Annotated in this window: 28 protein-coding genes and 1 tRNA gene; 18 read left to right on the forward strand and 11 right to left on the reverse strand. The window is 62.5% G+C overall.

Features of this window, described 5'->3' with window-relative positions; translation table 11 throughout:
* The first annotated feature begins 32 nt into the window (after positions 1-32).
* A complete protein-coding gene (locus Q1K29_RS03090) occupies positions 33-1,028 on the forward strand; it encodes a glutathione S-transferase family protein (RefSeq protein WP_300391470.1) in 996 nt (331 codons plus the stop codon).
* Between the two features lie 71 nt (positions 1,029-1,099).
* Here the strand turns inward: Q1K29_RS03090 and Q1K29_RS03095 are convergent, their stop codons facing one another.
* A complete protein-coding gene (locus Q1K29_RS03095; protein ID WP_300391472.1) occupies positions 1,100-1,588 on the reverse strand; it encodes an Hsp20 family protein in 489 nt (162 codons plus the stop codon).
* A 186-nt stretch (positions 1,589-1,774) separates the two neighbouring features.
* Between Q1K29_RS03095 and Q1K29_RS03100 the strand changes: the two genes are divergently transcribed.
* Together Q1K29_RS03100 and Q1K29_RS03105 are read left to right on the forward strand one after the other, a co-directional pair.
* Positions 1,775-2,746 carry a methyltransferase domain-containing protein gene (locus tag Q1K29_RS03100; protein WP_300391474.1) on the forward strand — a complete coding sequence of 324 codons (972 nt, stop codon included), beginning with the start codon at positions 1,775-1,777 and terminating at the stop codon, positions 2,744-2,746.
* An 86-nt stretch (positions 2,747-2,832) separates the two neighbouring features.
* Entirely contained in the window at positions 2,833-3,444 is a 612-nt protein-coding gene (locus Q1K29_RS03105) for a TIGR02466 family protein (protein ID WP_300391476.1), read from the forward strand.
* Between the two features lie 3 nt (positions 3,445-3,447).
* On the opposite strand, the gene Q1K29_RS03110 is transcribed toward Q1K29_RS03105, so the two are convergent.
* On the reverse strand, positions 3,448-4,002 hold the full coding sequence (locus Q1K29_RS03110; protein WP_300391478.1) for a hypothetical protein: 555 nt from the start codon (positions 4,000-4,002) through the stop codon (positions 3,448-3,450).
* Between the two features lie 161 nt (positions 4,003-4,163).
* Between Q1K29_RS03110 and ppa the strand changes: the two genes are divergently transcribed.
* Both ppa and Q1K29_RS03120 read left to right on the forward strand, forming a co-directional pair.
* Positions 4,164-4,697 carry an inorganic diphosphatase gene (gene ppa, locus Q1K29_RS03115; RefSeq protein ID WP_300391480.1) on the forward strand — a complete coding sequence of 178 codons (534 nt, stop codon included), beginning with the start codon at positions 4,164-4,166 and terminating at the stop codon, positions 4,695-4,697.
* A 21-nt stretch (positions 4,698-4,718) separates the two neighbouring features.
* On the forward strand, positions 4,719-5,339 hold the full coding sequence (locus tag Q1K29_RS03120; protein WP_300391482.1) for a LysE family translocator: 621 nt from the start codon (positions 4,719-4,721) through the stop codon (positions 5,337-5,339).
* Positions 5,340-5,349: 10 nt separating this feature from the next.
* Here Q1K29_RS03120 and Q1K29_RS03125 read toward each other — a convergent pair whose 3' ends face one another.
* On the reverse strand, positions 5,350-5,973 hold the full coding sequence (locus tag Q1K29_RS03125) for a carbonic anhydrase (RefSeq protein ID WP_300391484.1): 624 nt from the start codon (positions 5,971-5,973) through the stop codon (positions 5,350-5,352).
* 153 nt (positions 5,974-6,126) lie between these two features.
* Here Q1K29_RS03125 and Q1K29_RS03130 point away from each other — a divergent pair, with 153 nt between their 5' ends.
* Entirely contained in the window at positions 6,127-6,738 is a 612-nt protein-coding gene (locus tag Q1K29_RS03130; protein WP_300391486.1) for a TetR/AcrR family transcriptional regulator, read from the forward strand.
* Here Q1K29_RS03130 and tsaD read toward each other — a convergent pair.
* Entirely contained in the window at positions 6,735-7,820 is a 1,086-nt protein-coding gene (tsaD, locus tag Q1K29_RS03135) for a tRNA (adenosine(37)-N6)-threonylcarbamoyltransferase complex transferase subunit TsaD (RefSeq protein ID WP_300391488.1), read from the reverse strand. The two genes, Q1K29_RS03130 and tsaD, sit on opposite strands and share 4 nt — an antisense overlap.
* A gap of 36 nt (positions 7,821-7,856) precedes the next feature.
* Positions 7,857-8,861: a glycoside hydrolase family 5 protein gene (locus Q1K29_RS03140; RefSeq protein WP_300391490.1), complete on the reverse strand. Its 1,005-nt coding sequence runs from the start codon at positions 8,859-8,861 to the stop codon at positions 7,857-7,859.
* Positions 8,862-8,991: 130 nt separating this feature from the next.
* Between Q1K29_RS03140 and hemC the strand changes: the two genes are divergently transcribed.
* The 5 genes from hemC (at position 8,992) to Q1K29_RS03165 (ending at position 13,546) form a co-directional block, all read left to right on the forward strand.
* Entirely contained in the window at positions 8,992-9,954 is a 963-nt protein-coding gene (gene hemC, locus Q1K29_RS03145; RefSeq protein WP_300391492.1) for a hydroxymethylbilane synthase, read from the forward strand.
* Positions 9,947-10,669 carry a uroporphyrinogen-III synthase gene (locus tag Q1K29_RS03150; RefSeq protein WP_300391494.1) on the forward strand — a complete coding sequence of 241 codons (723 nt, stop codon included), beginning with the start codon at positions 9,947-9,949 and terminating at the stop codon, positions 10,667-10,669. The genes hemC and Q1K29_RS03150 overlap by 8 nt, the downstream gene beginning before the upstream one ends.
* 51 nt (positions 10,670-10,720) lie before the next feature.
* Positions 10,721-11,902 (forward strand): hypothetical protein, encoded by a 1,182-nt coding sequence (locus Q1K29_RS03155; RefSeq protein ID WP_300391496.1) that lies wholly within the window; start codon positions 10,721-10,723, stop codon positions 11,900-11,902.
* 11 nt (positions 11,903-11,913) lie between these two features.
* The gene (locus tag Q1K29_RS03160) at positions 11,914-13,383 is read left to right on the forward strand and encodes a heme biosynthesis HemY N-terminal domain-containing protein (protein ID WP_300391497.1); all 1,470 of its coding nucleotides are present in this window, start codon (positions 11,914-11,916) and stop codon (positions 13,381-13,383) included.
* Positions 13,384-13,470: 87 nt separating this feature from the next.
* Positions 13,471-13,546 (forward strand) — tRNA-Thr (locus Q1K29_RS03165).
* A 270-nt stretch (positions 13,547-13,816) separates the two neighbouring features.
* On the opposite strand, the gene thpR is transcribed toward Q1K29_RS03165, so the two are convergent.
* The 3 genes from thpR to Q1K29_RS03180 form a co-directional block, all read right to left on the reverse strand.
* Positions 13,817-14,353, reverse strand: coding sequence for an RNA 2',3'-cyclic phosphodiesterase (gene thpR / locus Q1K29_RS03170; RefSeq protein WP_300391498.1), 537 nt, complete (start codon positions 14,351-14,353; stop codon positions 13,817-13,819).
* Between the two features lie 90 nt (positions 14,354-14,443).
* A complete protein-coding gene (locus Q1K29_RS03175) occupies positions 14,444-14,776 on the reverse strand; it encodes a DUF2853 family protein (protein ID WP_300391499.1) in 333 nt (110 codons plus the stop codon).
* Positions 14,777-14,872: 96 nt separating this feature from the next.
* Positions 14,873-15,925 carry an aldo/keto reductase gene (locus Q1K29_RS03180; RefSeq protein WP_300391500.1) on the reverse strand — a complete coding sequence of 351 codons (1,053 nt, stop codon included), beginning with the start codon at positions 15,923-15,925 and terminating at the stop codon, positions 14,873-14,875.
* A gap of 142 nt (positions 15,926-16,067) precedes the next feature.
* Between Q1K29_RS03180 and Q1K29_RS03185 the strand changes: the two genes are divergently transcribed.
* From Q1K29_RS03185 to Q1K29_RS03195, 3 genes are all read left to right on the forward strand, one after another.
* Complete coding sequence (locus tag Q1K29_RS03185) at positions 16,068-16,850, forward strand: Bax inhibitor-1/YccA family protein (RefSeq protein ID WP_300391501.1); 783 nt, start codon at positions 16,068-16,070, stop codon at positions 16,848-16,850.
* Positions 16,851-16,973: 123 nt separating this feature from the next.
* On the forward strand, positions 16,974-17,432 hold the full coding sequence (mmcB, locus tag Q1K29_RS03190; RefSeq protein WP_300391502.1) for a DNA repair putative endonuclease MmcB: 459 nt from the start codon (positions 16,974-16,976) through the stop codon (positions 17,430-17,432).
* A gap of 49 nt (positions 17,433-17,481) precedes the next feature.
* Complete coding sequence (locus Q1K29_RS03195) at positions 17,482-18,027, forward strand: hypothetical protein (protein WP_300391503.1); 546 nt, start codon at positions 17,482-17,484, stop codon at positions 18,025-18,027.
* 12 nt (positions 18,028-18,039) lie between these two features.
* Here the strand turns inward: Q1K29_RS03195 and Q1K29_RS03200 are convergent, their stop codons facing one another.
* A complete protein-coding gene (locus Q1K29_RS03200; RefSeq protein WP_300391504.1) occupies positions 18,040-18,180 on the reverse strand; it encodes a hypothetical protein in 141 nt (46 codons plus the stop codon).
* A 36-nt stretch (positions 18,181-18,216) separates the two neighbouring features.
* On the reverse strand, positions 18,217-18,741 hold the full coding sequence (gene msrB, locus Q1K29_RS03205; protein WP_300391505.1) for a peptide-methionine (R)-S-oxide reductase MsrB: 525 nt from the start codon (positions 18,739-18,741) through the stop codon (positions 18,217-18,219).
* A gap of 155 nt (positions 18,742-18,896) precedes the next feature.
* On the opposite strand from msrB, the gene Q1K29_RS03210 reads away from it, so the two are divergent.
* Positions 18,897-19,148: a DUF2312 domain-containing protein gene (locus Q1K29_RS03210; protein WP_300391506.1), complete on the forward strand. Its 252-nt coding sequence runs from the start codon at positions 18,897-18,899 to the stop codon at positions 19,146-19,148.
* 137 nt (positions 19,149-19,285) lie between these two features.
* Here Q1K29_RS03210 and Q1K29_RS03215 read toward each other — a convergent pair whose 3' ends face one another.
* Entirely contained in the window at positions 19,286-20,500 is a 1,215-nt protein-coding gene (locus Q1K29_RS03215; protein WP_300391507.1) for an FAD-dependent oxidoreductase, read from the reverse strand.
* A 79-nt stretch (positions 20,501-20,579) separates the two neighbouring features.
* Here Q1K29_RS03215 and Q1K29_RS03220 point away from each other — a divergent pair, with 79 nt between their 5' ends.
* From Q1K29_RS03220 to Q1K29_RS03230, 3 genes are read left to right on the forward strand one after another with little or no spacing between them, the layout of a single operon-like run.
* Complete coding sequence (locus tag Q1K29_RS03220; protein ID WP_300391508.1) at positions 20,580-21,083, forward strand: hypothetical protein; 504 nt, start codon at positions 20,580-20,582, stop codon at positions 21,081-21,083.
* Entirely contained in the window at positions 21,073-21,537 is a 465-nt protein-coding gene (locus Q1K29_RS03225) for an ASCH domain-containing protein (protein ID WP_300391509.1), read from the forward strand. Before Q1K29_RS03220 ends, Q1K29_RS03225 begins: the two co-directional genes overlap by 11 nt.
* Positions 21,538-21,574: 37 nt before the next feature.
* The gene (locus Q1K29_RS03230) at positions 21,575-22,429 is read left to right on the forward strand and encodes an SDR family oxidoreductase (RefSeq protein WP_300391510.1); all 855 of its coding nucleotides are present in this window, start codon (positions 21,575-21,577) and stop codon (positions 22,427-22,429) included.
* Positions 22,430-22,446 lie beyond the last annotated feature (17 nt).

Consider the following 22,446-nt stretch of genomic DNA (forward strand, 5'->3'; position numbering starts at 1 on the left):
AGACCCCGCTTCAGCCTGATAAGGACACCGACATGACCGCTTACCGCTTGTTCGGCGCCGAAACCTCACCTTACTCCCTGAAAGTACGTTCCTTTCTGACGTATAAGGGCGTGGAGTTCGACTGGATCGGCCGGTCTCAGGCGACCGAGGAAGAGTTCCAGTCGCACGCAAAAGTGCCGACGGTCCCGCTTCTCGTTTCGCCGAACCGGGCACCCAACCAGGATTCCACTGACATTCTCTCCTGCGTGGAGAGCGACCATTCAGAGCCCTCCTCTGTCCCGGACGATCCAGCCTGCGCCGTGCTGGCGCTGATCCTCGAGGACTATGCCGACGAGTGGCTGAACAAGGTGATGTTCCTGCAGCGCTGGGGCCAGAAGCCCGACCGCGAAGCCGCGGCCGACCGCACCATGGAGCAGCTTTTCGACGGCAAGCTGCCGCGCGCCAAGAAGAAGACGCGCGACCAGATCGTCAAACGCATGCGCGACCGTCTCCCGCTGGTCGGCGTCGAGAAGAAGAACGAGAAGACGCTGAAGACTTCGTTTGAACGCTTCACCGCTCTGCTCAACACGCACCTCGAGAACAATCTCTTCATCTTCGGCGGGCGTCCCTCGGTGGCCGACTTCGCGCTTGCCGGCCAGTACGCCCAGATGCTCGCCGACGATACGCCGGGCGCATGGCTGCGCGACAACGCGCCGTTCGTCACCGCCTGGTGCGAATTCATGGATGCGCCAAAGGCCGGCGCGCCCTTCAAGCCGCTGGACGAGCTGAAAGAGACGCTGCTTCCGCTCTTCAAGGACGAAATTGCTGTGACCTACCTGCCCTGGGCAGCCGCCAATCTGCAGGCGACCCAGGACAAGCAGGATCGCACCTCCGTCAAGATCGAGAAAAAGGCCTTCGAACAGGTCACGCAGCACTATGCCGCCACCTCGTTCAAATCTGTCCAGAAGGCCGTTCGCCGCCTCAATGACAATGAAGCGCTGACGGGCTTCCTCGATGAGGCCGACGCGAAGTCCTTCTTCGATAAATAGCCCCGAAAGAAAAGCCCCGGACCATAAGGCCCGGGGCTCGTTTCCTGTCAGGGAAAAGCATCACGCGCGCTTCAGGCGGCGGAGGCTTCCTTCTTGTCGCCATCGATGAGCTTCGGCTTGCTCTTGGTGCCGGTTTTCTCACCAATTTCGATCTTGCGGGGCTTCTTCGCTTCAGGAAGCTCGCGAACCAGTTCGACCCGCAGCAGGCCATTTTTCAGGCTCGCGCCGGTCACGATCACGTGATCGGCCAGCTGGAAGCGGCGGAGGAATCCGCGCTCGGCAATGCCGCGATGAAGGTATTGGCGTTCCTCACCGTCTTCGCCCTGTGACTTTTTGCCGGCAACCGTCAGAAGGTTGTCATTGGTCTCGATCTCGAGGTCTTCCTCGGCAAAGCCGGCGACAGCAATCTCTATGGCGAAGGCGTCATCGGCCACACGCTCGATATTGTAAGGGGGATAGCCCTGCGTACCGTCCAGACGGCTTGCGGAATCGATCAGGCTCGCCATACGGTCAAAGCCGACCATCGTGCGGTACAGGGGGGTGAGGTCAATCGTGCTCATGATACAGTCCTCTCTAAGCAACTGCGCCCGGCATGAGGGCCGGACATTCTGGCATTTGCGGCTCGTCTGTCGCTCCGGCCCGTTCATCGGCGCCGGCAGATTGCCGGTCCGGACCCGCTTGGCAGCGCCCGGACATGATGTATTTGGGTAACGTTGCCTGCTGTTCAAGAACCCGGAGGACTTAGGATGAAACGTATAATTGGTATCAGTCTCGCTGCACTGGCGCTTGCCGCGTGCGGGAATGAGGCGGACCTCGACGACACCACATCGGCCCCACCGCCACCCGCCGAGGAGACGAACGCCTCCGATGACGGCCTCGAAACCGTCTCACCTGAAGAGGCGGGCTACACAGTCGAGGATGCCGTGCAGGGCAGCTGGCGCACCGACGAGGAACGGGCGCGCGACCCGTATCGCCATCCGGTCGAAACCCTGGCCTTCCTCGGCATTGAGGGGGATGACACGGTGATCGAGCTGTGGCCCGGCGGTGGCTGGTACACAAATATCCTCGCCCCGTGGCTGCACCAGAATGGCGGCCAGCTCATCGCGGCGACCTTCAGCCCGGACCGCTCCGAACGCGCCGCCGAAATCATCGAAGATTACAAGACCAATTACGCCGCCAATCCCGGCACGTTCGGCCAGATCGAGTACACCGTCTATGACGCCGAGGCCGAGCCCATGGGTGAGCCGGAGAGCGCCGATGCCGTCCTCACCTTCCGCAATATCCACAACTGGATGTCTGGCGGACATGCCGACAAGTTCTTCGAGGAAGCCTATCGCGTCCTGAAACCCGGTGGCGTGCTGGGCGTTGTCGAACACCGCCTGCCCTCCTCACAGGAGCAGGATCCGTCCGCGCCGTCCGGCTATGTCCATCAGGACTATGTGAAGGGCCTTGCCGAAGCGGCCGGTTTCGAGTTCGAGGCGTCTTCCGAGGTCAATGCCAATCCGGCCGACACGGCAGACCATCCTTTCGGTGTCTGGACGCTGCCGCCCGTGGCCCGCACGGAAGACCGGGACGGCAATACGCCCGAAGGCTTCGATCCCGAGCGTTACCTTGAAATCGGTGAGTCCGACCGGATGACGCTGAAATTCGTGAAACCGGACACCTCGAATGAGAGTGAAGAAGCCGATCCGGCAGACGACGAGCCTGCTGACGAATAGGACGTTTTCCAGCGGCGGCTCGATTTTGGCAGCCGCCGCTGGATCACACCTTCACGGACCGGCTTGAAGGCCATAGAAGCGCGGTCATGACGATCCGCACTCTCTTCCCCACACGGCTTTATCAGGAGCGCCTGCCTGAGAGCGGCTGGCTTGAAGAGCTGGAAGACGCCTGCTGGATGCTGGAAGACGGCGATCAGGCCGGGCATGCCTGGTGTGAAGAGAAGGGTTATCCCGGCTACACCTCCTATGCCTCGCTGGACGATCTGCCGTCACGCGCAAGCATTTTCGAAGCCCTCGCCGCAAAGCTGGAAGAGCATGCCTGGACGTTCGCGCAAGCCCTGCACTGGGACATGGACCGTGACCAGCTGAGCCTTGATGCACTCTGGGTGAACATCCTTGGCGAGGCCGGGCACCATTCCGGCCACATCCATCCCGGCAGCATTATTTCCGGCACAGTCTACATCACGATGCCTGACGGTGCCGGGGATATCCGCTTCGAGGATCCGCGCCTCGGCCTGATGATGGCCGCGCCCGCGGAAACCGATGCCGCGCCGGAAGAGGCCCGCCGCTTCGTCTATGTCGCGCCGAAGGCCGGCGATGTGCTGATGTGGGAAAGCTGGCTGCGCCACGAGGTCATGCCCAGCCGGACCGAAGAGGCCCGCATCTCAGTCAGCTTCAATTTCGGCCTGAAACGCTAGGCGCTATTTCGTGCGGCGAACCTTGTATGCGCCTGTCGGACCATCGTCGAACGTCAGGAGCAGGCTTCCGAACAAGGTTCTTTCGATCGTTGCCTCAGCAGGCAGGGTCTTTGGCGGTTTGACCCGCTGAGTGATGGTCTGTTCCCACTCCTGGCCATCCTCCGTGATGAAGAAGTGTCGGCCGACATTGTTCCGGAGAATTCGGACCACGGAAATACTGATCTCTTCGGCAACAGTTTCGTCGTCTTGAGGCTGAGGTGCACGGGCCCAGGAGGGCTGATTGCCCTCGCCGGCAGCTGGCGCTGAGGCAACGGGAGTATCTGGTTGCGAGGAAGACGCACCCCGGGCAGACGCCGCGGGGGCCTCCATCTCGGCGCTCAGGGCACCCGATAACTTACTTGCAGCCTCTTCAAAGCATGCAAGCCGCTGGTCGGCACCCTCTACTTCAAGACAGGCCACGGTGCCCTTCGCGGCATTTCTCAGCCCCTGTTCCTGCGCCAGGGCCGGAAAAATAAGAATACCCGTGATCAGGGCGACGCAAAGAAATCTGTATGCCACGAAACTCATCCCTCTTCCTCTATTGCTGTTCTTACGCCCAGATCATCGCGAAATCCAATCGCCTCGCGCACTCTCTCCCTTGACGGTCTGGCCCGTCTTGTGCACTGCAGCGCCGTTTACTGCCGGACATGTCCGGCGCATGCTTCTAGACAGGACCTGCCATGGAACTCTCCAAGATCCCATCGGGACAAAACCTCCCCGACGACATGAACGTGCTGATCGAAGTGCCGCTTGGCGGTGAGCCGATCAAATACGAGATCGACAAGGAGTCCGGCGCCATGTTCGTCGACCGCTATCTCTACACCTCCATGCGCTATCCCTGCAATTACGGCTTCGTGCCCCACACGTTGAGCCTCGATGGCGATCCGATCGACGTGATGGTCGTCGGCCAGCGTGCGCTGGTGCCAGGGGCTGTCGTGCGGGCCCGCCCGATCGGTGTGCTTCTCATGGAAGACGATGGCGGCGAAGACGAGAAGATCCTCGCCGTGCCGCACCAGAAGCTGACGCGCTACTATGAGAAGATCCACAATTATACCGACCTGCCGGAAACGCTGTGCGACCGGATCGAGCACTTCTTTGCCCACTATAAGGATCTCGAACCCAACAAATGGGTGAAGATCCAGGGCTGGGAAGGCGTCGAGAAGGCGCGTGAGCTGATCACCGCCTCGCTGGAGCGTTACCAGGCCACCGAATAAGACTGACAAGGACCAGGCAGCATGGAGTTCAGCGTCTGGCTGGCGATGATCGGCCTGTTTCTCGCGGGCGGGCTGACACCCGGGCCTGCAGTCATGCTCGTCCTGTCGTCTTCGCTTCGCTACGGCTTTCGCCCGGCCATGCTGCCGGCGATCGGTGTCTCGACGGCGAACCTTGTCTGGATCTCGCTGGCGGCGGGCGGAGCGGCGGCGATTGCCAAGCAGTTCCCGGCCGGCTTCCTTGTGCTGAAGCTCGTCGGCCTCTGCTTCATTGCGTGGCTGGCTTTCAACCTTATCCGCGCCGAACCGCGGGACCTGCGGCTCGCGCGTGAGGCCATGCCCAAGCGCGCGGCCCTGTTCGGCAAGGGGCTCGGCCTGCAGCTGGCTAATCCGAACGCGCTGGTCTTTTTCGGTGCGCTCCTGCCCGGCTATTTCGATGCCAGCCGTCCGCTGACCCTGCAGGTCGCCATCGCGATTGCCACGATCACTGTGACCGAAATGTTCGGCCTCGCCATCTATGCCGCGGCCGCAGACCGGATGGCGCGGAACTTTGCCACCCCGTCTTTTGCAAAATGGTTCAATCGCGGCGCGGCCTTCCTGATGTTCAGTTCAGCCGCCTTCGCGGTCTGGGCGACAAGCCGCTAGGGCCAGCCCTCTAAGCTTCGACGACGGAAAACTCACCCGTCCCGGAATCGCGCCAGTGCAGCTCGCCTTCGGCGATGGCGAACCAGGCGCCATGCAGTTCGAGATCGCCGGACTTCACCCGCTCCTCGACAAAGGGGAAGCTCATCAGGTTCTTCAGCGAGGTGTCGATGCCGGCAAATTCCAGCGCGCGCTGCGGATCTTCCGGATCGCGCGACAGCACATCCTTGCGTGCCTGATCCAGCAGACTCACCCATGGCGCGATGAAATGGCCGACCGGCTTGTCATCGGCAGCCGAGAGCGAGGCATTCACACCACCACAGCCACCATGGCCCATGATCAGGATATGTTTCACCTTGAGCGCCGTTACGGCAAATTCCAGCGCCGCGCTGACGCCGTGCAGGCCACCCCCCTGATCATAAGGCGGGACGAGATTAGCCACATTGCGCACCACGAACAGCTGGCCCGGCGCGGCATTGAAGATGTCGGCCGGCTCTGCCCGGCTGTCGGCGCAGGCGATGATCATGATGTCGGGATCCTGCCCCCGGCCGAGCTCTTCATAGAGGCTGGCCTGGTGCTTGTAGACGCCGCGCCGGAAGGCGCGATAGCCGTTTTTGAGTTCCTCTGGCGTACGCATTCATCACTCCATGGTGGCAAACCTGCGCAGGCAATAATCAGGCCCACAGGTTTCTGCAACCGGGAGTGAGACGACTCGTTCACTTCCGTCAACGAATTTGCAAAGATAAGGCGTGAAGACTGCCAGTGTTCAACCGGTTCACGGAGAGCTCGCATGGCCGACGCTGAAGAAAAGCCCACAAAAAAGAAAACGGCGCGCCGGCGTCAGGGACCGCGTCGCAGCGAGGCGTCGCGCGCGGCTATCCTCGATGCGACCCGGGAAGAGCTCACGGCCAGCGGCTGGCGAAAGTTCAGCGTCGATTCGATTGCCCGTCGCGCTCACGCCTCCAAGCAGACGATTTATCGCTGGTGGCCAGCAACCGGCACGATGTGCCTCGAGGCCGCGACCACCCTGCTGCAGCCGGCATCGACCCCCGGCACTGACCCTGTGGACCGGATCTCCGCCCTGCTGCTTCCGTTCGAGACCGCCACGCGCACCGGCAATGGTCATGCGGTCCTGCGCGGAGCCATGATGGCAGCGGCCGACGAAAAGGATGCCAGCGATGCCTGGCGCAACTGGCTGAAGTCGAATGTCCGCGCGCCGCTGCGCCTGATCCTCGCTGAACTGGCAGCCAAGAAGCACATTCGCCGTGACTATGATCTCGATGAAGCGGTCAGTCTGCTGATCGCGCCGGTCTGGCACAATCTGCTGATCATGCGTGCGCCGCTGAAAGACGGGTTCTCGCAGGAACAGGCGCAGCGCCTGCTGAGGGTTCTCGCCCCCTAGGCCTTCGCGCCGCGTTTGCCGCCGCCATAGGCGGGATCGGCAAGCGCGCGGGCCTCATCCAGCGGCCAGCGGGGACGGGCGGCGAATGCCATGGCATTATCCGGCACCGCACCAGCCGCCAGGCGTTCGGCCCCGGCGAGGGCGATCATGGCCGCATTGTCAGTACAATGGCGCAGCGGCGGGGCGATCAGGGTTGCCCCATGACTCGCAGCCACATCGTTGAGCGCCGTGCGGATCGCCCCATTCGCGGCGACCCCTCCGGCAACGACCAGACGCTTGCCGTCGAAACCCGCCATGGCCCGGTCCGCCCTCGCTGACAGGCAGTCGGCAATTGCGGCCTGATAGCTGGCACAGAGGTCGGCGGTGTCCTGCTCCGAAAGCTCGCCTGCCTCGATGATGCGCGCAGCCGCCGTCTTCAGGCCTGCGAAACTCATGTCGAGACCCGGTCGGTCGAGCAGGGGACGCGGGAGCTTGTAGCGCGTGGGATCACCCGACTTCGCCGTGCGTTCGACCGCCGGCCCGCCGGGAAAGCCGAGATGAAGAAGCTTGGCGAGCTTGTCGAAGGCTTCCCCCGCAGCGTCGTCAATGGTCGTGCCGAGCCGCGTATAGTCGCCAAGGCCGCGCACCTCGATGAACTGGCAATGCCCGCCCGAGACGAGCAGCAGGAGGTATGGAAACGGGCAATCCTCCGCCAGCCGGGGGCTGAGCGCATGGCCTTCAAGGTGATTGACCGGAATGAAGGGTTTGCCGCTGGCAAGCGCCATGGCCTTGCCGGTCATCATGCCGACCATCACGCCACCGATCAGGCCGGGGCCGGAGGTCGCGGCGATCCCGTCGATCTCATCAAGGCTGAGGCCGCTTTCGTCCAGCGCGGTCGCCACCACCCGGTCGGCGATATCGGCATGAGCACGCGCGGCAATTTCAGGGACGACACCGCCATAGGGCGCGTGGTCTTCCACCTGGCTGCGCACGATTTCCGACAGGATGGTTGCCTTGCCGTCCTCAAGGCGCAGCACGGCGGCAGCGGTCTCGTCGCAGCTGGTTTCGATGCCGAGGATGGTCAGGCGTGTCATGCCACTCATCTAAGCGCTGCCGGGCCTTCAGGGAAGGCTGTCCGGTCAGTCCTCGATCAGGGCCGAGAGCATCGACCGGATCCAGGTCTCGCGCTCGGGATTGTAGGCCCTGAAGGTCGTCGCATAGTCCCAGTAGCACCAGCCGATGTTCCGCTCCTCGGCGAACTCACGCATCGCACGCGTCCAGGCAACGCGCTGGTCGAGCGGCACATCTTCATAGACGCCGAACTCACCAAGCAGGATCGGGCGGCCCTGATCGCGCGCAAACTCCGCGGCCATGTCGGCGCCCAGCGCCATCAGGTCGCGATCCTCATTCGAGCCCCAACGTGTGCCGACCGGCGGCGGATCGTCGGCAAAGGACGCGCCCTGATGGGTGAAATTGTAGGGCTCATAAGAGTGGAAGGTCAGGATGATGCGGTCATCTTCCGGCGGCCGGCTCTTGAGCAGTGCGTCGAGGCCACCCCAGCCGGCACTGCCGACAACGACCCAGCGGTCCGGGTGCTTCTCCCGCACAATGGCCAGCAGCTCACGGTTGATCGCATCGGTCTTGCGCACGGTCATGCGGTCATTCGGTTCGTTGATCAGCTCGAAGATGACCGTGTCCGGTGCCCCCTCGAAAGCCTCTGCAATCTGGCGCCAGATCGCTCCGAGCCGGGCGCGATGGGCATCCGGCTTCTTCATCAGAGCGCTATAGTGATGGACGTCGATGAGGATCTGCAGGCCAATCTCGTCAGCCCAACCGGTGATCTCCTTGATCCGCGCCATGAAAGCCGGGTCGATCGTGTAGGGCTTCTTGTCGGAGGCATGCGCACTCCATTTGATCGGCAGGCGGACCGTATCGAAACCGGCTTCCTTGAGGCGAACCAGATCTTCCTTGCGCACCGTATAGCCCCAGTCGCCTTCATTCGGCGCTTCCAGCCCGCCCCCGAGATTCATGCAGCGCTCGACCGGCGGCGATGGCGCCTTTGGCATTTCGTCGGCATTGGCAGAGGGCTCGCTTCCCGAACAGGCAGCAAGCATCAGGGCAAGGGAAGCAATCATTGGGCGCATGGGCGTATCCTGACCGGGTTTCGTTAAGAAAGCGCCCGCACATCGCGTGCCAGCGCTGACATCCCCCGCTCTCTTGTCAGGACCTTTGTCACACTTTAGCAGGGCCAAATCTGGACAGTCAGGAGACATCATGGTGGCAGGCTCAGCTTCCCGGCTAACCCTGAAGATCGGAACGCGCGGCTCACCGCTGGCGCTGGTACAGGCGCGCGACGTCGCTGCCGACCTTGAACGGCTCTCGAATGGCGAAGTCACTGGCGAGATCGTCACCTTCACGACCGGCGGCGACAAGCTGACGACCGAGCGGCTGATCAATGCTGGCGGCAAGGGGCTCTTTACCCGCGAGATCGATGCCGCCGTCGATGACGGACGCTGCGATATCGGCGTGCACAGCCTCAAGGACGTTCCCGGCGCCCTGCCCGACGGCCAGGCCCTGCTCGCTTACCCCCTGCGCGAGGACCCGCGCGACGGCTTCATCAACCGCGCCGGACTGAAAAGCCCGAAGGACCTGCCGAAGAACGCAACCGTTGGCACCGCCAGCCTGCGCCGGGAGAGCCAGACGCTCGCCATGCGGCCCGACCTCAACATCGTCACCTTCCGCGGCAATGTGCAGACCCGTCTGCGCAAGCTCGACGAGGGTCAGGCTGATGCGACCTATCTCGCCATGGCTGGGCTTCAGCGTCTCGACATGGCGCATGTCGCCGAGCCGGTCCCGGTCAAGGAAATGATCCCGGCGGCTGGCCAGGGCATTGTCGCGATTGCGGCACGCCCGGACGATCTCGATCAGGATATTCTCGACCTCATCCATCAGCTCAATCATGCCGAAACACGGCTGGCGGCCATGGCCGAGCGGGCTTTCCTGGTCGAGCTGGACGGCTCCTGCCGCACCGCCATGGGTGGGCATGCCTGGCAGGAAGAGGGCGTGTGGAAGTTCTCCGGCGAAGTGCTGAAGCCGGACGGTTCGCACCGCTGGGTGCATCAGGGTGTCGCGCAGATTGATGCGAGTGAAGCGGAGATGGCGGCGCTCGGCCGTCAGGCTGGCGAGCAGATCCGCGCGGCGGCAGGCGGCAACCTGCCCGCCTTCGACGATGTCTGAGACTCGTCCGTCGGTCATCGTCACACGCGCCGAACCGGGCGGTTCGCAGACGGCCGAACGGTTGGAGGGTAAGGGACTAACGCCGCTCCTGTCGCCGGCCCTTGAGCTCGCGGCTCGCGCCGAGGCCGTGCCCGACTTGTCAGGCTTTGGCGGCCTGGTCTTTACGAGCGCGAATGGTGTGCGGTTCTTTGCCGAGGCGAGCGATGCCCGTACCCTGCCCGCCTGGTGTGTGGGACCGGCGACCGCCTCGGAAGCGCTGCGGGAAGGGTTCAGCCCCGTTCATGAATCCTCCGGCAATGCGCATGATCTCGCCCATTACATCGCTCACCACTGGTCGGCTGAAAGCCGGAGCCTGCTTCACATTGCCAACGCTGCGGCCAAGGGCGACCTGAAAAAAGCGCTGGAAGAGGCGGGCTTCACGGTCACCTTTCTGCCGCTTTATGAGGCCCGCCGCGCTGGCAATCTCAACGAAGAAGCGCTTGGCGCGATCCGGTCCGGCACCCGTACAATCGTCCTCATCCACTCGAGAAAAGGCGCAGAGGCCTTTCTTGCTCTTGCAAATGGCCTCAATCTTACGAAAACGGAGTTTGTCGCGATTTCATCGCAGGCCGCAGCACCCTTGGAAACAATCGCCACGGGCGGCGTTTATGCGGCAGGCCATCCGGACGAGGACCATCTCATGGCGTGCCTCGAAGGGGTGCTGGCGAACGGTTGAGCGTGCGGCAATGATAATGGAAGGCGGCTGGGGAGCTTGAAGAGGTAAAGCATGAGCGACCGTCCGACCCATTCTGTCCCGATCGACGCCGAGTATGAGCCGGCCGAGACCCCCGAGGACAAGACGAAAGCGGAAAAGCGGAAAAAAGCCGAAAAAGGGGGTGGCCCGGGTTGGGTCGCGCTGACCTTTGTGGCGCTGATCGCGCTTGGGGCGCTTGCTGTTTCTGTCTGGTCGTCCGGGCTTCTCGTTCAGTCAAACCTGCCCACGCCATCTGAAACGGCGTTCGGCGATGTCCGCGAACAGCAGGCCACGCTGGAAACGCGCGTCGGTGAACTTTCTTCGCAAGTCGAAGGGCTTATCGACCGCGTGGACAGTGAAATCGGCCGCCTCGACACCGAGATCGCGGAGCTGCCTGCCGAAACCGCGCCGGGCGATGGCGAAACCGGTGGCGACATGCCTGCCGGTCTGGACGCCCGCCTCACCGGCCTCGAAGAGCAGGTCACCAGCCTCACCGAAAACCAGGGCGCCGGCATCGACCCCGCCCGCATCGAGGCCATCGAACGCGGCCTTGAAAAGGCCAACCAGAATGACGGCCCCAGCAATTCCCAGCTGGTAAGCCTGCGTACCGAACTCGAAACCCTGAGCACAGAACTCCAGACGCTCGAAGCCACGCAGCGCGACCTCGCCACGGAGATCGACGATGTACGCACCGATGCCGCTGACATGCGCCGCGCCTCGGCCTCCGTCGTCAGCGCCTCGCTGGCCCTTTCCGGCATCGAAGCCGCTGCCAATCGCGGCGAGACCTTTGAAGAACAATACCGGCAACTGAATGAAGCGCGCCCCGAGGATGGCGATGTGCAGGCCCTTGCCAGCCTGTCACGCATCGAGGTGCCGACGGTTGAAAGCCTGCGCGCGCAATTCCGGGAGCTGCGCAAGACGGCTATCGCCCGCGACACCGAAGAGTCCTCGGGCCTCGGCTGGGTGAATACCGTGTTCGGTGAGACCGTCAGTATCCGCCGCACGTCCGGCGACAGCCAGACCGCCGAAAGGCTGGCCGACGCCGAAGCCGCGCTCGCGCGCGACGCCCTTGCAAACGCCGTCGACGCGGTCGAGGCCCTGCCGGAAACGGTGAAGCCTGTCTTCCAGACATGGCTCGCCGATGCACGCCGCCGGGCACGGCTTGAACAAACTCTTGAGGATTTACGCCTTAAATTGATCGCAGCGGGACAATAGATACATATTTGATGATAGTCCTTTTTCTTCTTATCGCCCTTATCGTTCTCGCCGGCATTGCCGTGCTCTGGGCCTCGCGCCTGCCGGGCAGCGTGCTGATCACGCTCGGCCCCGAGACCGCCATCGAGCTGAAACTGGTCGTCGCCATCCTGGCCGTTCTTCTGCTGGGCGCGGCGATGGCCATGATCTGGGGTGCCGTGACGGGCCTCTTAAAACTGCCCAGCCGCTTCACCGAAGCACGGCATGAATCGAAAGTCCGAAAGGCCAACAAGGCGCTGGCCGATGGGCTTCTTTCGGCTGAAGCCGGAGATGTCCGCTCAGCCAAACGCTATGCCAGCAAGGCGTCGCAACATGCCGATGACGAGCGAATGAAGCTCCTGCTCGAGGCTCGCACGGCCGAGATTTCCGACGACTGGTCAGGGGCCGAGCGCGCCTGGGGCCTGCTGGCCCGCCTGCCTGGCGGACAGCTTGCTGGCCTACGCGGGGCAGCGACCGCGGCATCCGAACGCGGCGATGTGGCCGGGGCCGAAGCGCGTGCCCGCGAAGCTCTGGAGATGCGCACCGAAGCCGACTGGCCGTTCAACGCCCTGTTCGACAGCCAGATTGCGCGCGGTCACTGGCAGGACGCGCTTCAGACCCTTGCCATCGGTGAGAAGCGCGGCGCCATCAAGGGCGACAGCCTGCGCCGCCGCCGGGCCGTGCTCTATACTGCGCTCGCCTGCGCCCTGCCGAATGCCGAGCGCCGGGATGCCCAGCGCATGCTCGCCGATGCCATCCGGTCCGCCTCGACCTTCCCGCCCGCCGCCTATCATGGTGCCCGCCACCTGATGATGGATGGCAAGGTGAAGGCCGCACAGGGCGTTCTCGAGCTTGGCTGGAAGGCGCATCCGCACCCGGCGCTCGCCCATCTCTGCCGCCGGCTTGATCCAGCCGACACGCCGAAGAGCCAGATCGGGCGCCTTGAGTCGCTGATCGCCACCAACCCCGATGCGCGCGAAAGCAAGATCCTGAAGGCCGAAATCGCCATGGCGAGCCGTGACTGGATGAGCGCCATCCGCGTGCTCGCCCTGCTGGTCGAGGAAAAGCCGACCGCCCGGCTCTGCCTGCTGCTGGAGCAGGCGCTGCGCGGCTATGGCGATGCCAAGGAAGCCGACCGCTGGGGCCGCATGGCGGTGACCGCATCGCGTGAGGCCGAATGGTCCGACATCGACCCGAACGGCAATGCCTTCGACTATTCGCGCCGCGACTGGGGCCGCCTGGTCTATGCCTTCGGCGATGCCGGGAATCTCGTCCATCCGCGCTATGAGGCCTATGGCCGCGAACTTGAGGCCGGGCGACACATTGCCCTGCCCGCCCCGGTTCGCCGGGTAAGGCCGGCCAGCGAAGCGCCGACCCCGCGCCAGCCCATGCCGGGCGAACGGCCGCTCAAGCTGAGCGAGCCGCCAGTCGACTATGTGCAGGACGCCGACGAGGAGCGCTAGAGCGCCCGCAGCTGCAGGGCCGCGCGAAGTGAAAAGCAGGCTTGCAGCCTGAAGGATCAAACGGTATGGAGACGCCCTCAACGGTCAGCCGCCTTAGCTCAGCTGGTAGAGCATCGCATTCGTAATGCGGGGGTCAGGTGTTCAAGTCACCTAGGCGGCACCATTCAAATCCGGTTTGCTTCGCAAAAAAATCGATCCGGTGGATCGATTTTAGGATTTGAATGCGGCGGCAGCCGCCATTCCAGCTTTCAACCTAGCTGCGCCTGAAAAGATAGCCAAACTGTAGCAGTAGTGCGCCTACCAAGAACAAGGCGACACCTAGCCAGCCGTCGACAAATGACCATAGGAAGACCAGCGCAGCGAGCACAGGGAGCGAAACCAAAAGCCTCTTTAGGAATGAACTCATCTTAGCCACCAAACCACTCCATCTGTCTCACCCCAACGGATAATCCGCCACCGGCTCGTACACACTCTTCTTCCCGTCCCGTCCGATGCTCTCGAAGAGATGGAAGCGGTCGGCCGTCCACGGGCCGGCGCGAAGGACCTGCCATCGTTCCGACCAGGCCATCGCCGCCTCCAGCGGGGTGTTGCTGAGATAGGCGAGGGTGATGTGCGGCTTGAAGGGCCGGTCATCCTTGTCGAGCCCCATACGCGCGGAAATCTTGCGGCAGGCCAGGGCCAGGCTTTCAAGTTCCGGCGTGCGCTTCACCGTGGCGAAGACGGCATGCGGCTCCTTACGCCCAAACCAGCCGACGCCTTCAATCTCGAGGTCGAGCTGCGGGCAGGCGATTTCGCCGATCTCCTCGTCGAGCATCTCGGCGACCGGCTCCTTCATGTCCCCGAAATAGGCCAAGGTCACGTGAAAGTGATGGCGCTCGCGCCACCGCGCACCGTCGAGACCCGTCTGGAGAGGCTCCAGGCGGTCAATGATGGCATCGGGAACGGGGAGGGCAGCGAACAGTCTGATCATGGGCCCAGCAGAGAACGAAAAAGCCCGGCCATCAAGACCGGGCTTGTCCAGCTTTTCTTGCGTCAGCCCCCCAGCAAGGCTGCCACATACCTAGCCGGCGAGCTCGTCGAGCTTTCCGAAATTCTCAGCCAGCAGATAATAGAAAGTCACGCGAGACTTGTTGGAGCCTTCCGGCTTCATTTTCTCGCAAACCTTGCTCATGGCCGCGTCGATTTCGTCGTTCTTCTGGGCAAGGCCAAGCTTGCCGCGGCAGAACTTCTCGCGAATCCGCTGGAGCTCTCCCTCATCTGAACAGGAAACGAGCGACGAATCGCGATTACGAAGTGCGATACCCAGATGGCCGACGATCTTCTCGGCAGCCTTCTGATTATATCCCTTTGCGTATTTTTTGATGTTGTCAGCGTACGCCGATGCGTCAGCCATAGGTCTTCCCCTTTGAGTTGAACGTACGTCCCGCTGCTGCATTCTCCACAGCGAAGACATGCTGCTATCAGCCTCGAAGAAAGTCAAACCTACTTTTTACGGGCAAGGCGACGGTTGTTGCACATGAAGGGCATTTACATCGGCCTCCATTTCTTCCGTCCAGTTGAGCGAAAACCCGCGAATACACGTTTTCAACTGAACACTGTTAGTTGCCCCGATGATCGTGGACCCCATGAACGGCCGAGAATCGCAGAACTTGATCGCGAACTCGGTAGGATCGACGCCATATTTCGCGGCCAGGTCGAGATAGGCATTGATCGCGCCTTCGGCCGGCGGCGTTTCATAGCGCTGCAGACGGTCGAAAAGCTGCTTGCGCGAGCCTTCCGGCAGCGCGCCGTCGCGATATTTGCCTGTGAGATAGCCCTGGGCAAGCGGCGAATAGGCCAGCAGGCTCACCTTCTCGCGCACGCAGCACTCTTCAAGGTCCTGCTCAAAGGTTCGGTTGACGAGGTTGTAGGCGTTCTGGATCGACTGGATGCGCGGCAGGCCGCGCTTGTCACTCTCGGCGAGGAAGCGCATCACGCCATAGGCGGTTTCGTTGGACAGGCCGATATGGCGGATCCGGCCGGCTTTCACATGGCGGTCGAGGTGAGAGAGGATTTCCTCGAAGGGCTCATAGTCGAGCGCATAGAGGTCATGTTTCATGCGCCCACCGAACAGACCGACGGGACGGTCAGGCCAGTGCAGCTGATAGAGGTCGATATAATCGGTCTGCAGCCGCTTCAGGCTCTTTTCGACGGCCTCATCGACCTGCGCCTTGGTCTGGCGCGTCCATTCGAGGTCACCATCGCGCGTCCATGTCTGCTTCGAGCGGCCGCACATCTTCGAGGCAAGGATGATGTCCTTGCGCTTGCCTGTCTTCTGGAACCAGGTGCCGATGATCTTTTCCGTTGAGCCTTGGGTCTCCGGCTTCGGCGGGACGGCGTACATTTCGGCAGTGTCAAAGAAGTTGATGCCCTGTTCGACGGCATAGTCCATCTGGGCGTGACCTTCCTCCTCGGTGTTCTGCTGACCCCATGTCATGGTGCCGAGACAGCAGGCGGTCACCTCAAGATCGGTGGTGCCCAGGCGGCGTTTCTGATCGTGCATAAGAAAATCCTATTTATTCAGGTGCCAAATAAAATTGATCCGACTGCTTGGAGCAACCGGTTTTCCTTGAAGTGACGGGCAGTTTCGCCCATATTATCGACAATCGGCATGACCGTATGCCGGCCTTTCGAAAGAGGGATAAATGAACGATTTCAACTCATCTGTCGCCCGCGGCAGGTCTATGGATGCCAGCATCGACCAGGGCCTTCGGACCTTCATGCTCGGCGTCTATCAGAAACTGACCTACGGCATCGCGCTGTCCGGCGTGCTCGCCTTTGCGGCCGGCACCTGGGACCCGCTCACCCAACTCATCTTCGGCACGCCGCTTTATTACGTCGTCGCCTTTGCCCCGATCGCGCTGATCTTCGGCTCGATGTTCTTCATGAAGAACCCGTCGCCGATGGGGTCTGCGATCCTGTACTGGGCGATCGTGACGTTTGTCGGCCTCGGCCTCGGCGTCTATTTCTACATGGCGTCCAGCGGTATCAGCACGCAGACCGCCGGCGGCATTTCGCAGTCGCTGAACTATATGACGATCGCCAAAGCGTTCTTCATCACGGCGTCCGCCTTCGGCGCGCTATCGCTGTGGGGCTATACGACCAAGCGTGATCTTTCGCCGATTGGCAGCTTTGCCATCATGGCGATCTGGGCGCTGGTGGCTGTCTCGCTCGTCTACATGGTTCTCCCCATGATGGGCATTCTCCAGCCGTCCTCCGGTATGGAATGGATGATCTCCGGCGGTTTCGCCCTGCTCTCGGCCGTGCTGGTCGCGTGGCAGACCCAGGAACTGAAGGAGGGCTATTTCCAGCTCGCCCATGACGGCCGCAGCCTGGCCGTGATGACCAACTGGGGTGCGCTGAACTTCTTCATCATGTTCGTGAACATGTTCCGTTTCGTCCTGATGCTGCTCGCCTCGCGCGAATAACCAGACGATCGCATACAATTCGAAAGCCCCGGTGCAGATGCGTCGGGGCTTTTTTCTTGACGCCTGCTGGCGGCGGTGACAGGCTTGGAACAGATCAGGAACTAACGGTTTGTGGAGGCGGTGATGGCTGATGATCACCTCAACCCCTGTGCCAGCGATATCTGCCGCGGCGTGCTGAGGCTGTTTGCGGACCTCAACTTCGCCGGCGTCACGGAGATGACGCTCGCCAATGGCCGGCGCGCAGACATTGCCGCGGTCGGCCCGAAGGGTGAGATCACCATTGTGGAGGTCAAAAGCTCGGTGGCCGACTTTCGCTCAGACGGCAAGTGGCCGGACTACCGCCCTTTTTGCGACCGCTTCTATTTCGCCGTCAGCCATGGCTTCCCGAAGGAGCTGATACCGGATGAGACGGGCCTCATCGTTGCCGACGGGTTTGGTGGCGCGGTGCTGCGTGATCCGGACATTACCCCGCTTGCCGCGGCCCGCCGCAAGGCCATGACCCTGCGCTTTGCCCGTCTGGCCGCCAGCCGGCTGACGCTCGGCGTCGAACCGGTCGTTACAGACCCGCTCGCTCTCTCCTGATGCCCGCCCCATCTGGACGCCTGCCCGCAAAATCCCTAGCTCAGGCCTCATGAGCCTCGCTTATCCCCTTGCCCGGTCTGCTGACGAGGCGCTGAAAGGCGCCGCGCAGGCAGCCCGCACCCGCCATGATGCGGAGGCCCTGTCCGGGGACACCCCCGTCCTGTCGCTGGAAACAGAATGGCTGAAGCCCGCCGCCGAAGAGGTCGATGCCCTGATCAAGCAGGCGGAATCCGGCGAGGCGAAGGGCTTCATCCAGGTCTATGAGGATGCCGACGAAAAACCGGTCCTTGCTGTCACCTACTGGAAGCTCGGCGAACCGGTCGCGAAAAAAGCCTCAAAACCCGCGCCAGCGCCGAAGCCGGAAAAACCCAGGGCCAAGACCAGAAAGAAGGAAAAGACGGAAGAGGATCACACCGACGACCTCTACTTCCGCCATGGGCGCACACGGAAATCCCGGCGCAAGAAACACGTCGATCCGCGCCAGATGGACCTTTTCATCAGCCCCGATCAGCGCGGCTATGAGCACAAGGATCCGAACAATCCGAACACCATGCTCACCGATGAGGAAGGCGACGGCACGACCTTCGGCGGCTAGACCTGAAGTGCTCTAGAGCAGGTAGTGCGACAGCGTCGCGACGGCCGCCAGCGTCATCACGATCATGAAGATGCCGAGCAGCACCTTAAGCGCGGGCCGCTCGTCGAGCGGGACATCACGCCACCAGGACTGCAATGTGTTTCTCTCAGCCATAGGTGGAGACTAGCAAATCGGCGGCCTGTCCTCAAATTACGCTGGCTTGAAGGTCAGCGCGACACCGTTGTTGCAATAGCGCAAGCCGGTCGGCTTCGGCCCGTCATTGAAGACGTGGCCCTGATGGCCGAGACAGCGCGCACAGTGGTACTCGGTCCGCTGTATCCAGAGCTTGTTGTCCGGCTTCGTGGCGAGGTTGCCCTCGATAAAGGTCCAGAAACTCGGCCAGCCTGTCCCGCTCTTGTATTTCCACTCGGACTTGAAAAGCGGCAGGTCGCACCCCTTGCAGTGGAAGGTGCCTTCACGGGTCTCGTCATTCAGTGGTGAGGTGAAGGCGCGCTCGGTATCTTCCTTGCGCAGCACCGCGAACGCCTCGGGAGAAAGCCGTTCGCGCCATTCGGCTTCGGTCAGCTCACGCCATTGGGTATCGGAATAGGTCGCTTCAGCGGCCTCTGCCTCCTCAGCCTGGCCTTTGCCATTGGTGCAGGCAGCGACAATGGTGCCGGCCACACCGCCAAGCAGCACATTGCGCCTTGAAAGTCTGTCGATGAAACGTGTCATGGGCCTGATATAGGCGGCGACTTTTCGGCGTCGACACACAAATGCGTGTGGAAATCTTGAGCTTTGCGCGAGCCACTCATGCAAAGCAGGGTCGCCAAGCGCGCGTCGAAACACTAGAACCCCGCGCGTCGACAAGGTTAACCGGAGCAAGCCCCATGGAAGACGGAAAGCTGACAGATGCCGCACGCGAAAAGCTGCGTCTGACGGTCGAGCGCATAGAGCGCCTCGAAGAGGAAAAGAAGGAAGTCGCCGACCAGATTAAGGACGTCTATGCCGAGGCAAAGGCGATGGGCTATGACGCCAAGATCCTCCGTCAGGTCGTGAAGCTGCGCAAGCAGGACCGTGATGAGCGCCAGGAACAGGAAAGCCTGCTCGAAACCTACATGATCGCGCTCGGCGAAGTGTAATCAGTCGCCAGCAAGCCAATCGCCGCCCTCCCACCGAAAGGGGGGTCCATGGCAGCTGGGATGTGCGCTCTCGACCGCCATGGGTCCCGGATCAAGTCCGGAAGGGCGGATTGGCGCAATGTCCGAGCCCAGCGACCCTAATCCCCGCGCCAGTGCTCGGGCCGCGGCCCCAGCCCGATCGCCCGGGCTGGCAGCCGCCTGAGCATTGGAACACGATCCAGCAGCTTGATGAGCCACGGCACGTCGAGCTCGCCTTCGGCATCGAGCGCCGGGAAGACCACGCGGTTGTGTGCGAAAACCTGCGCCGACTGGGTGATTTTCGCCGGCCATTCGCGGCGTTTCTGGACCGTTTTCAACATCGCCGACGGCACCGACCCGACCTGCAGGTTCTCTTCGAGGATACGGGCCGTCGCGATTGCATCCTGCAGCGCGAGATTGATGCCGACGCCACCAACCGGTGACATGGCGTGGGCGGCATCGCCAATCGCGAGAAAGCCTTTGCGCCACCAGCATTCCAGCCGGCTGACCTGCACGTTGAGCGCCTTCACATCATCCAGGCTCGCAATTGCCATAGCCGCGTCTCCGAGGTGCGGGGCAAGATGCGCGATGCGCTTGCGGAACGCCTCGAGCCCCTGCTTGCGAACCATTTCCTCCGCGCCCTTGCGGATAACCAGCGCGCATTGCCAGTAATCGCCGCGATTGAGGGTGACCAGAAATCCACCCGCCTTCATGTAGCCCAGTGACTGGGTCTCGCCGTGATGGTCCTCGCGCGGCAGGCGGAACCAGAGCACGTCGATTGGCGCGCCCTTCTCGATGAGGTTCAGCCCGGCGGCCGGGCGAAGCGTCGAATCGCGGCCATCGCACGCCACGGTCAGCGGCGAATGGATTTCCAGCGTCCGGTCCCCGCGACTGGCCCAGACCCCGCACACCCGGCCCTCATCGACGAGCAGCTCATCGGCGCGGGTCTCCATCATCAGCGTGAAATTGGGAAACTTGCGGGCTTCATCGGCCAGGAAGTCGAGAAACTCCCACTGCGGCATGAAGGCGACGAATTTTGCGGCGACCGGCAGATGCGTGAAATCGACAATGTCGTAGGTGTCGCCGTTCAGGTGCAGTGCGATCTGTTCCGTCTTCTGGTGCGGGCGCTTCAGGAAGGCCTCCAGCAGGCCGAGTTCGTGAAGAACCTGCATCGTGGAGGGGTGGACCGTGTCACCGCGGAAATCACGCAGGAAGTCGGCATGCTTTTCGAGGACGGTCACGTCTATGCCCTGGCGCGCCAGGAGGTAGCCAAGCATCATGCCCGCCGGCCCGCCCCCGGCGATGCAACAGCCCGTCTCGATACGCTCACTCATGCCCGGCACCGCTCCTTCTGTCAGACGTGCAACGTGTTCCCTTTGTATTCCGTTCAAACCTGACTAGATTTTCCGAACCATGCCACGCGAGATCGACGAGCGGAAGAAAAGGAAGGCCCTGCGCAAATTGCGCAAGGCGGCCGATCTCGCTGCACGCGGCGAAGGCCCGCCACTTTCCGACTGGGAGAAGGAATTCCTCGAAGAGGTCGAAGAACGCATCGAGACCTATGGCTCGGCCTTTGCTGATCCGGAAAAAGGCAGCCTTGAGGACCCTATGTCGGCCCTGCAGACCCAGAAGCTCCGCGAAATCGACAAGAAGGCCCGTGGAAAGGGGGGTGGCTTCAAGCAGCGCAAGCCTCCCGGCGCGAAGAAGAAACCGGCCTACACCCCGCGTGTGCGCCAGATAGATGACGACATCGAGGCGGAGGCCCCGCCGCCGCCGAAGCCGGAACGCCCGCCGCTCGGTGTGATCCGTGGCAGCGATCTCGCGGACACACGCCCGGACGCTACTGAACCTGAGCCGCCGGAACCGAAAGCGCGGCCTGCCTTCCGGGTCATCAAGGGCGGCAAGGATGACGCCTGACCAGAAAGCGGCATGGGACCGCTTCCAGGCTGAAACGGGCGACATCCGCGAGGCCTATGACGTCTTCGCTTTCGGCGACAGCCCGGCATTGGCGGACGAGCTGCTCGCCCTTGTCCTTGAGGGCACCAAGCGCGCGACCGCCACGCGGCTTGCCGTCTACCAGCTTGAGAACAAGCGCCCGCCGGCGACCGGTGACTTGTCCCTCGTGCTGGATGGCCAGGGCCGTCCCGCCTGCGTGATCGAGACCACGCGCGCCGATGTCGCGCCATTCAACACCGCCACGGAGGAGTTCGCCCATACCGAAGGGGAAGGCGACAAATCTCTGATCTGGTGGCGCAAGGCTCATATCGCCTACTTCCGCCGCGAATGCATCAGGGAAGGCAGGACCTTCTCGATGACGGAACCCATCGTCTTCGAACGCTTTCGACATATCTGGACTCACGGTCCGCGATAGCGGACCTTCCAGTAATGGCTGATGGAGCAAAATCGAGATGAAGACAGTGGTGATCACGGGCGCGTCGACGGGGATTGGACGCGCCGCCGCAGAGCATCTCGCCAGCAAGGGCTGGCGCGTGTTTGCCGGCGTGCGCAAACACTCCGACGGTGAGCCCCTCAAACAGGCCAGCGGCAACATCACACCGCTTATCCTCGATGTCGCAAAACCGGACCAGGTGAAAGCCGCTGTCGAAACTGTCTCGAAAGCGCTTAGCGGAAAGACACTGGACGGGCTCGTCAACAATGCCGGCATTGCGATGATGGGCCCGCTGGCGCTGCAGCCCCTGGATGAGATCGAGCGTCATTTCGACGTCAATGTCTTCGGCCTGATGCGTGCCACCCAGACCTTCCTGCCCCTGCTCGGCATGGACGAGCAGCGAGACGGCTCACCGGGCCGGATCGTCAACATCACGTCGGTTGGCGGCAGGCTCTCCTCGCCCTTCCTTGGCGCCTATGCCGCCACCAAGCATGCCGTCGAGGCGCTGACCGACAGCCTGCGCCGCGAACTCGTCGTCTATGGCATCGATGCGATCGCCATCGGTCCGGGCTCGGTGAAGACACCGATCTGGGACAAGGCCGAAGACATCAACAAGAACCAGCCTTATCAGAACTCTGTCTGGGCACAGCCGATCGAGACGTTTGCCGAAGTGATGCTGCAGGGCGGACGCGACGGTCTGGAGCCGAAAGTCATCGGCGAGACAATCGAAAAGGCCCTGTCCAGCGAAACGCCCAAGGCCCGCTATGCGCCGGTGCCGAACAAGCTCACCAACTGGATCATCCCGACCCGCCTGCCGAAACGCTGGCTCGACGGCATCTTCTGGAAGCGCTTCGGACTGGAGCGTCAGGACTGAGCCGCCCCCACGTCAGG

Origin of the sequence: Henriciella sp. (genome assembly GCF_029937755.1) — a bacterium.
GTDB lineage: Bacteria > Pseudomonadota > Alphaproteobacteria > Caulobacterales > Hyphomonadaceae > Henriciella.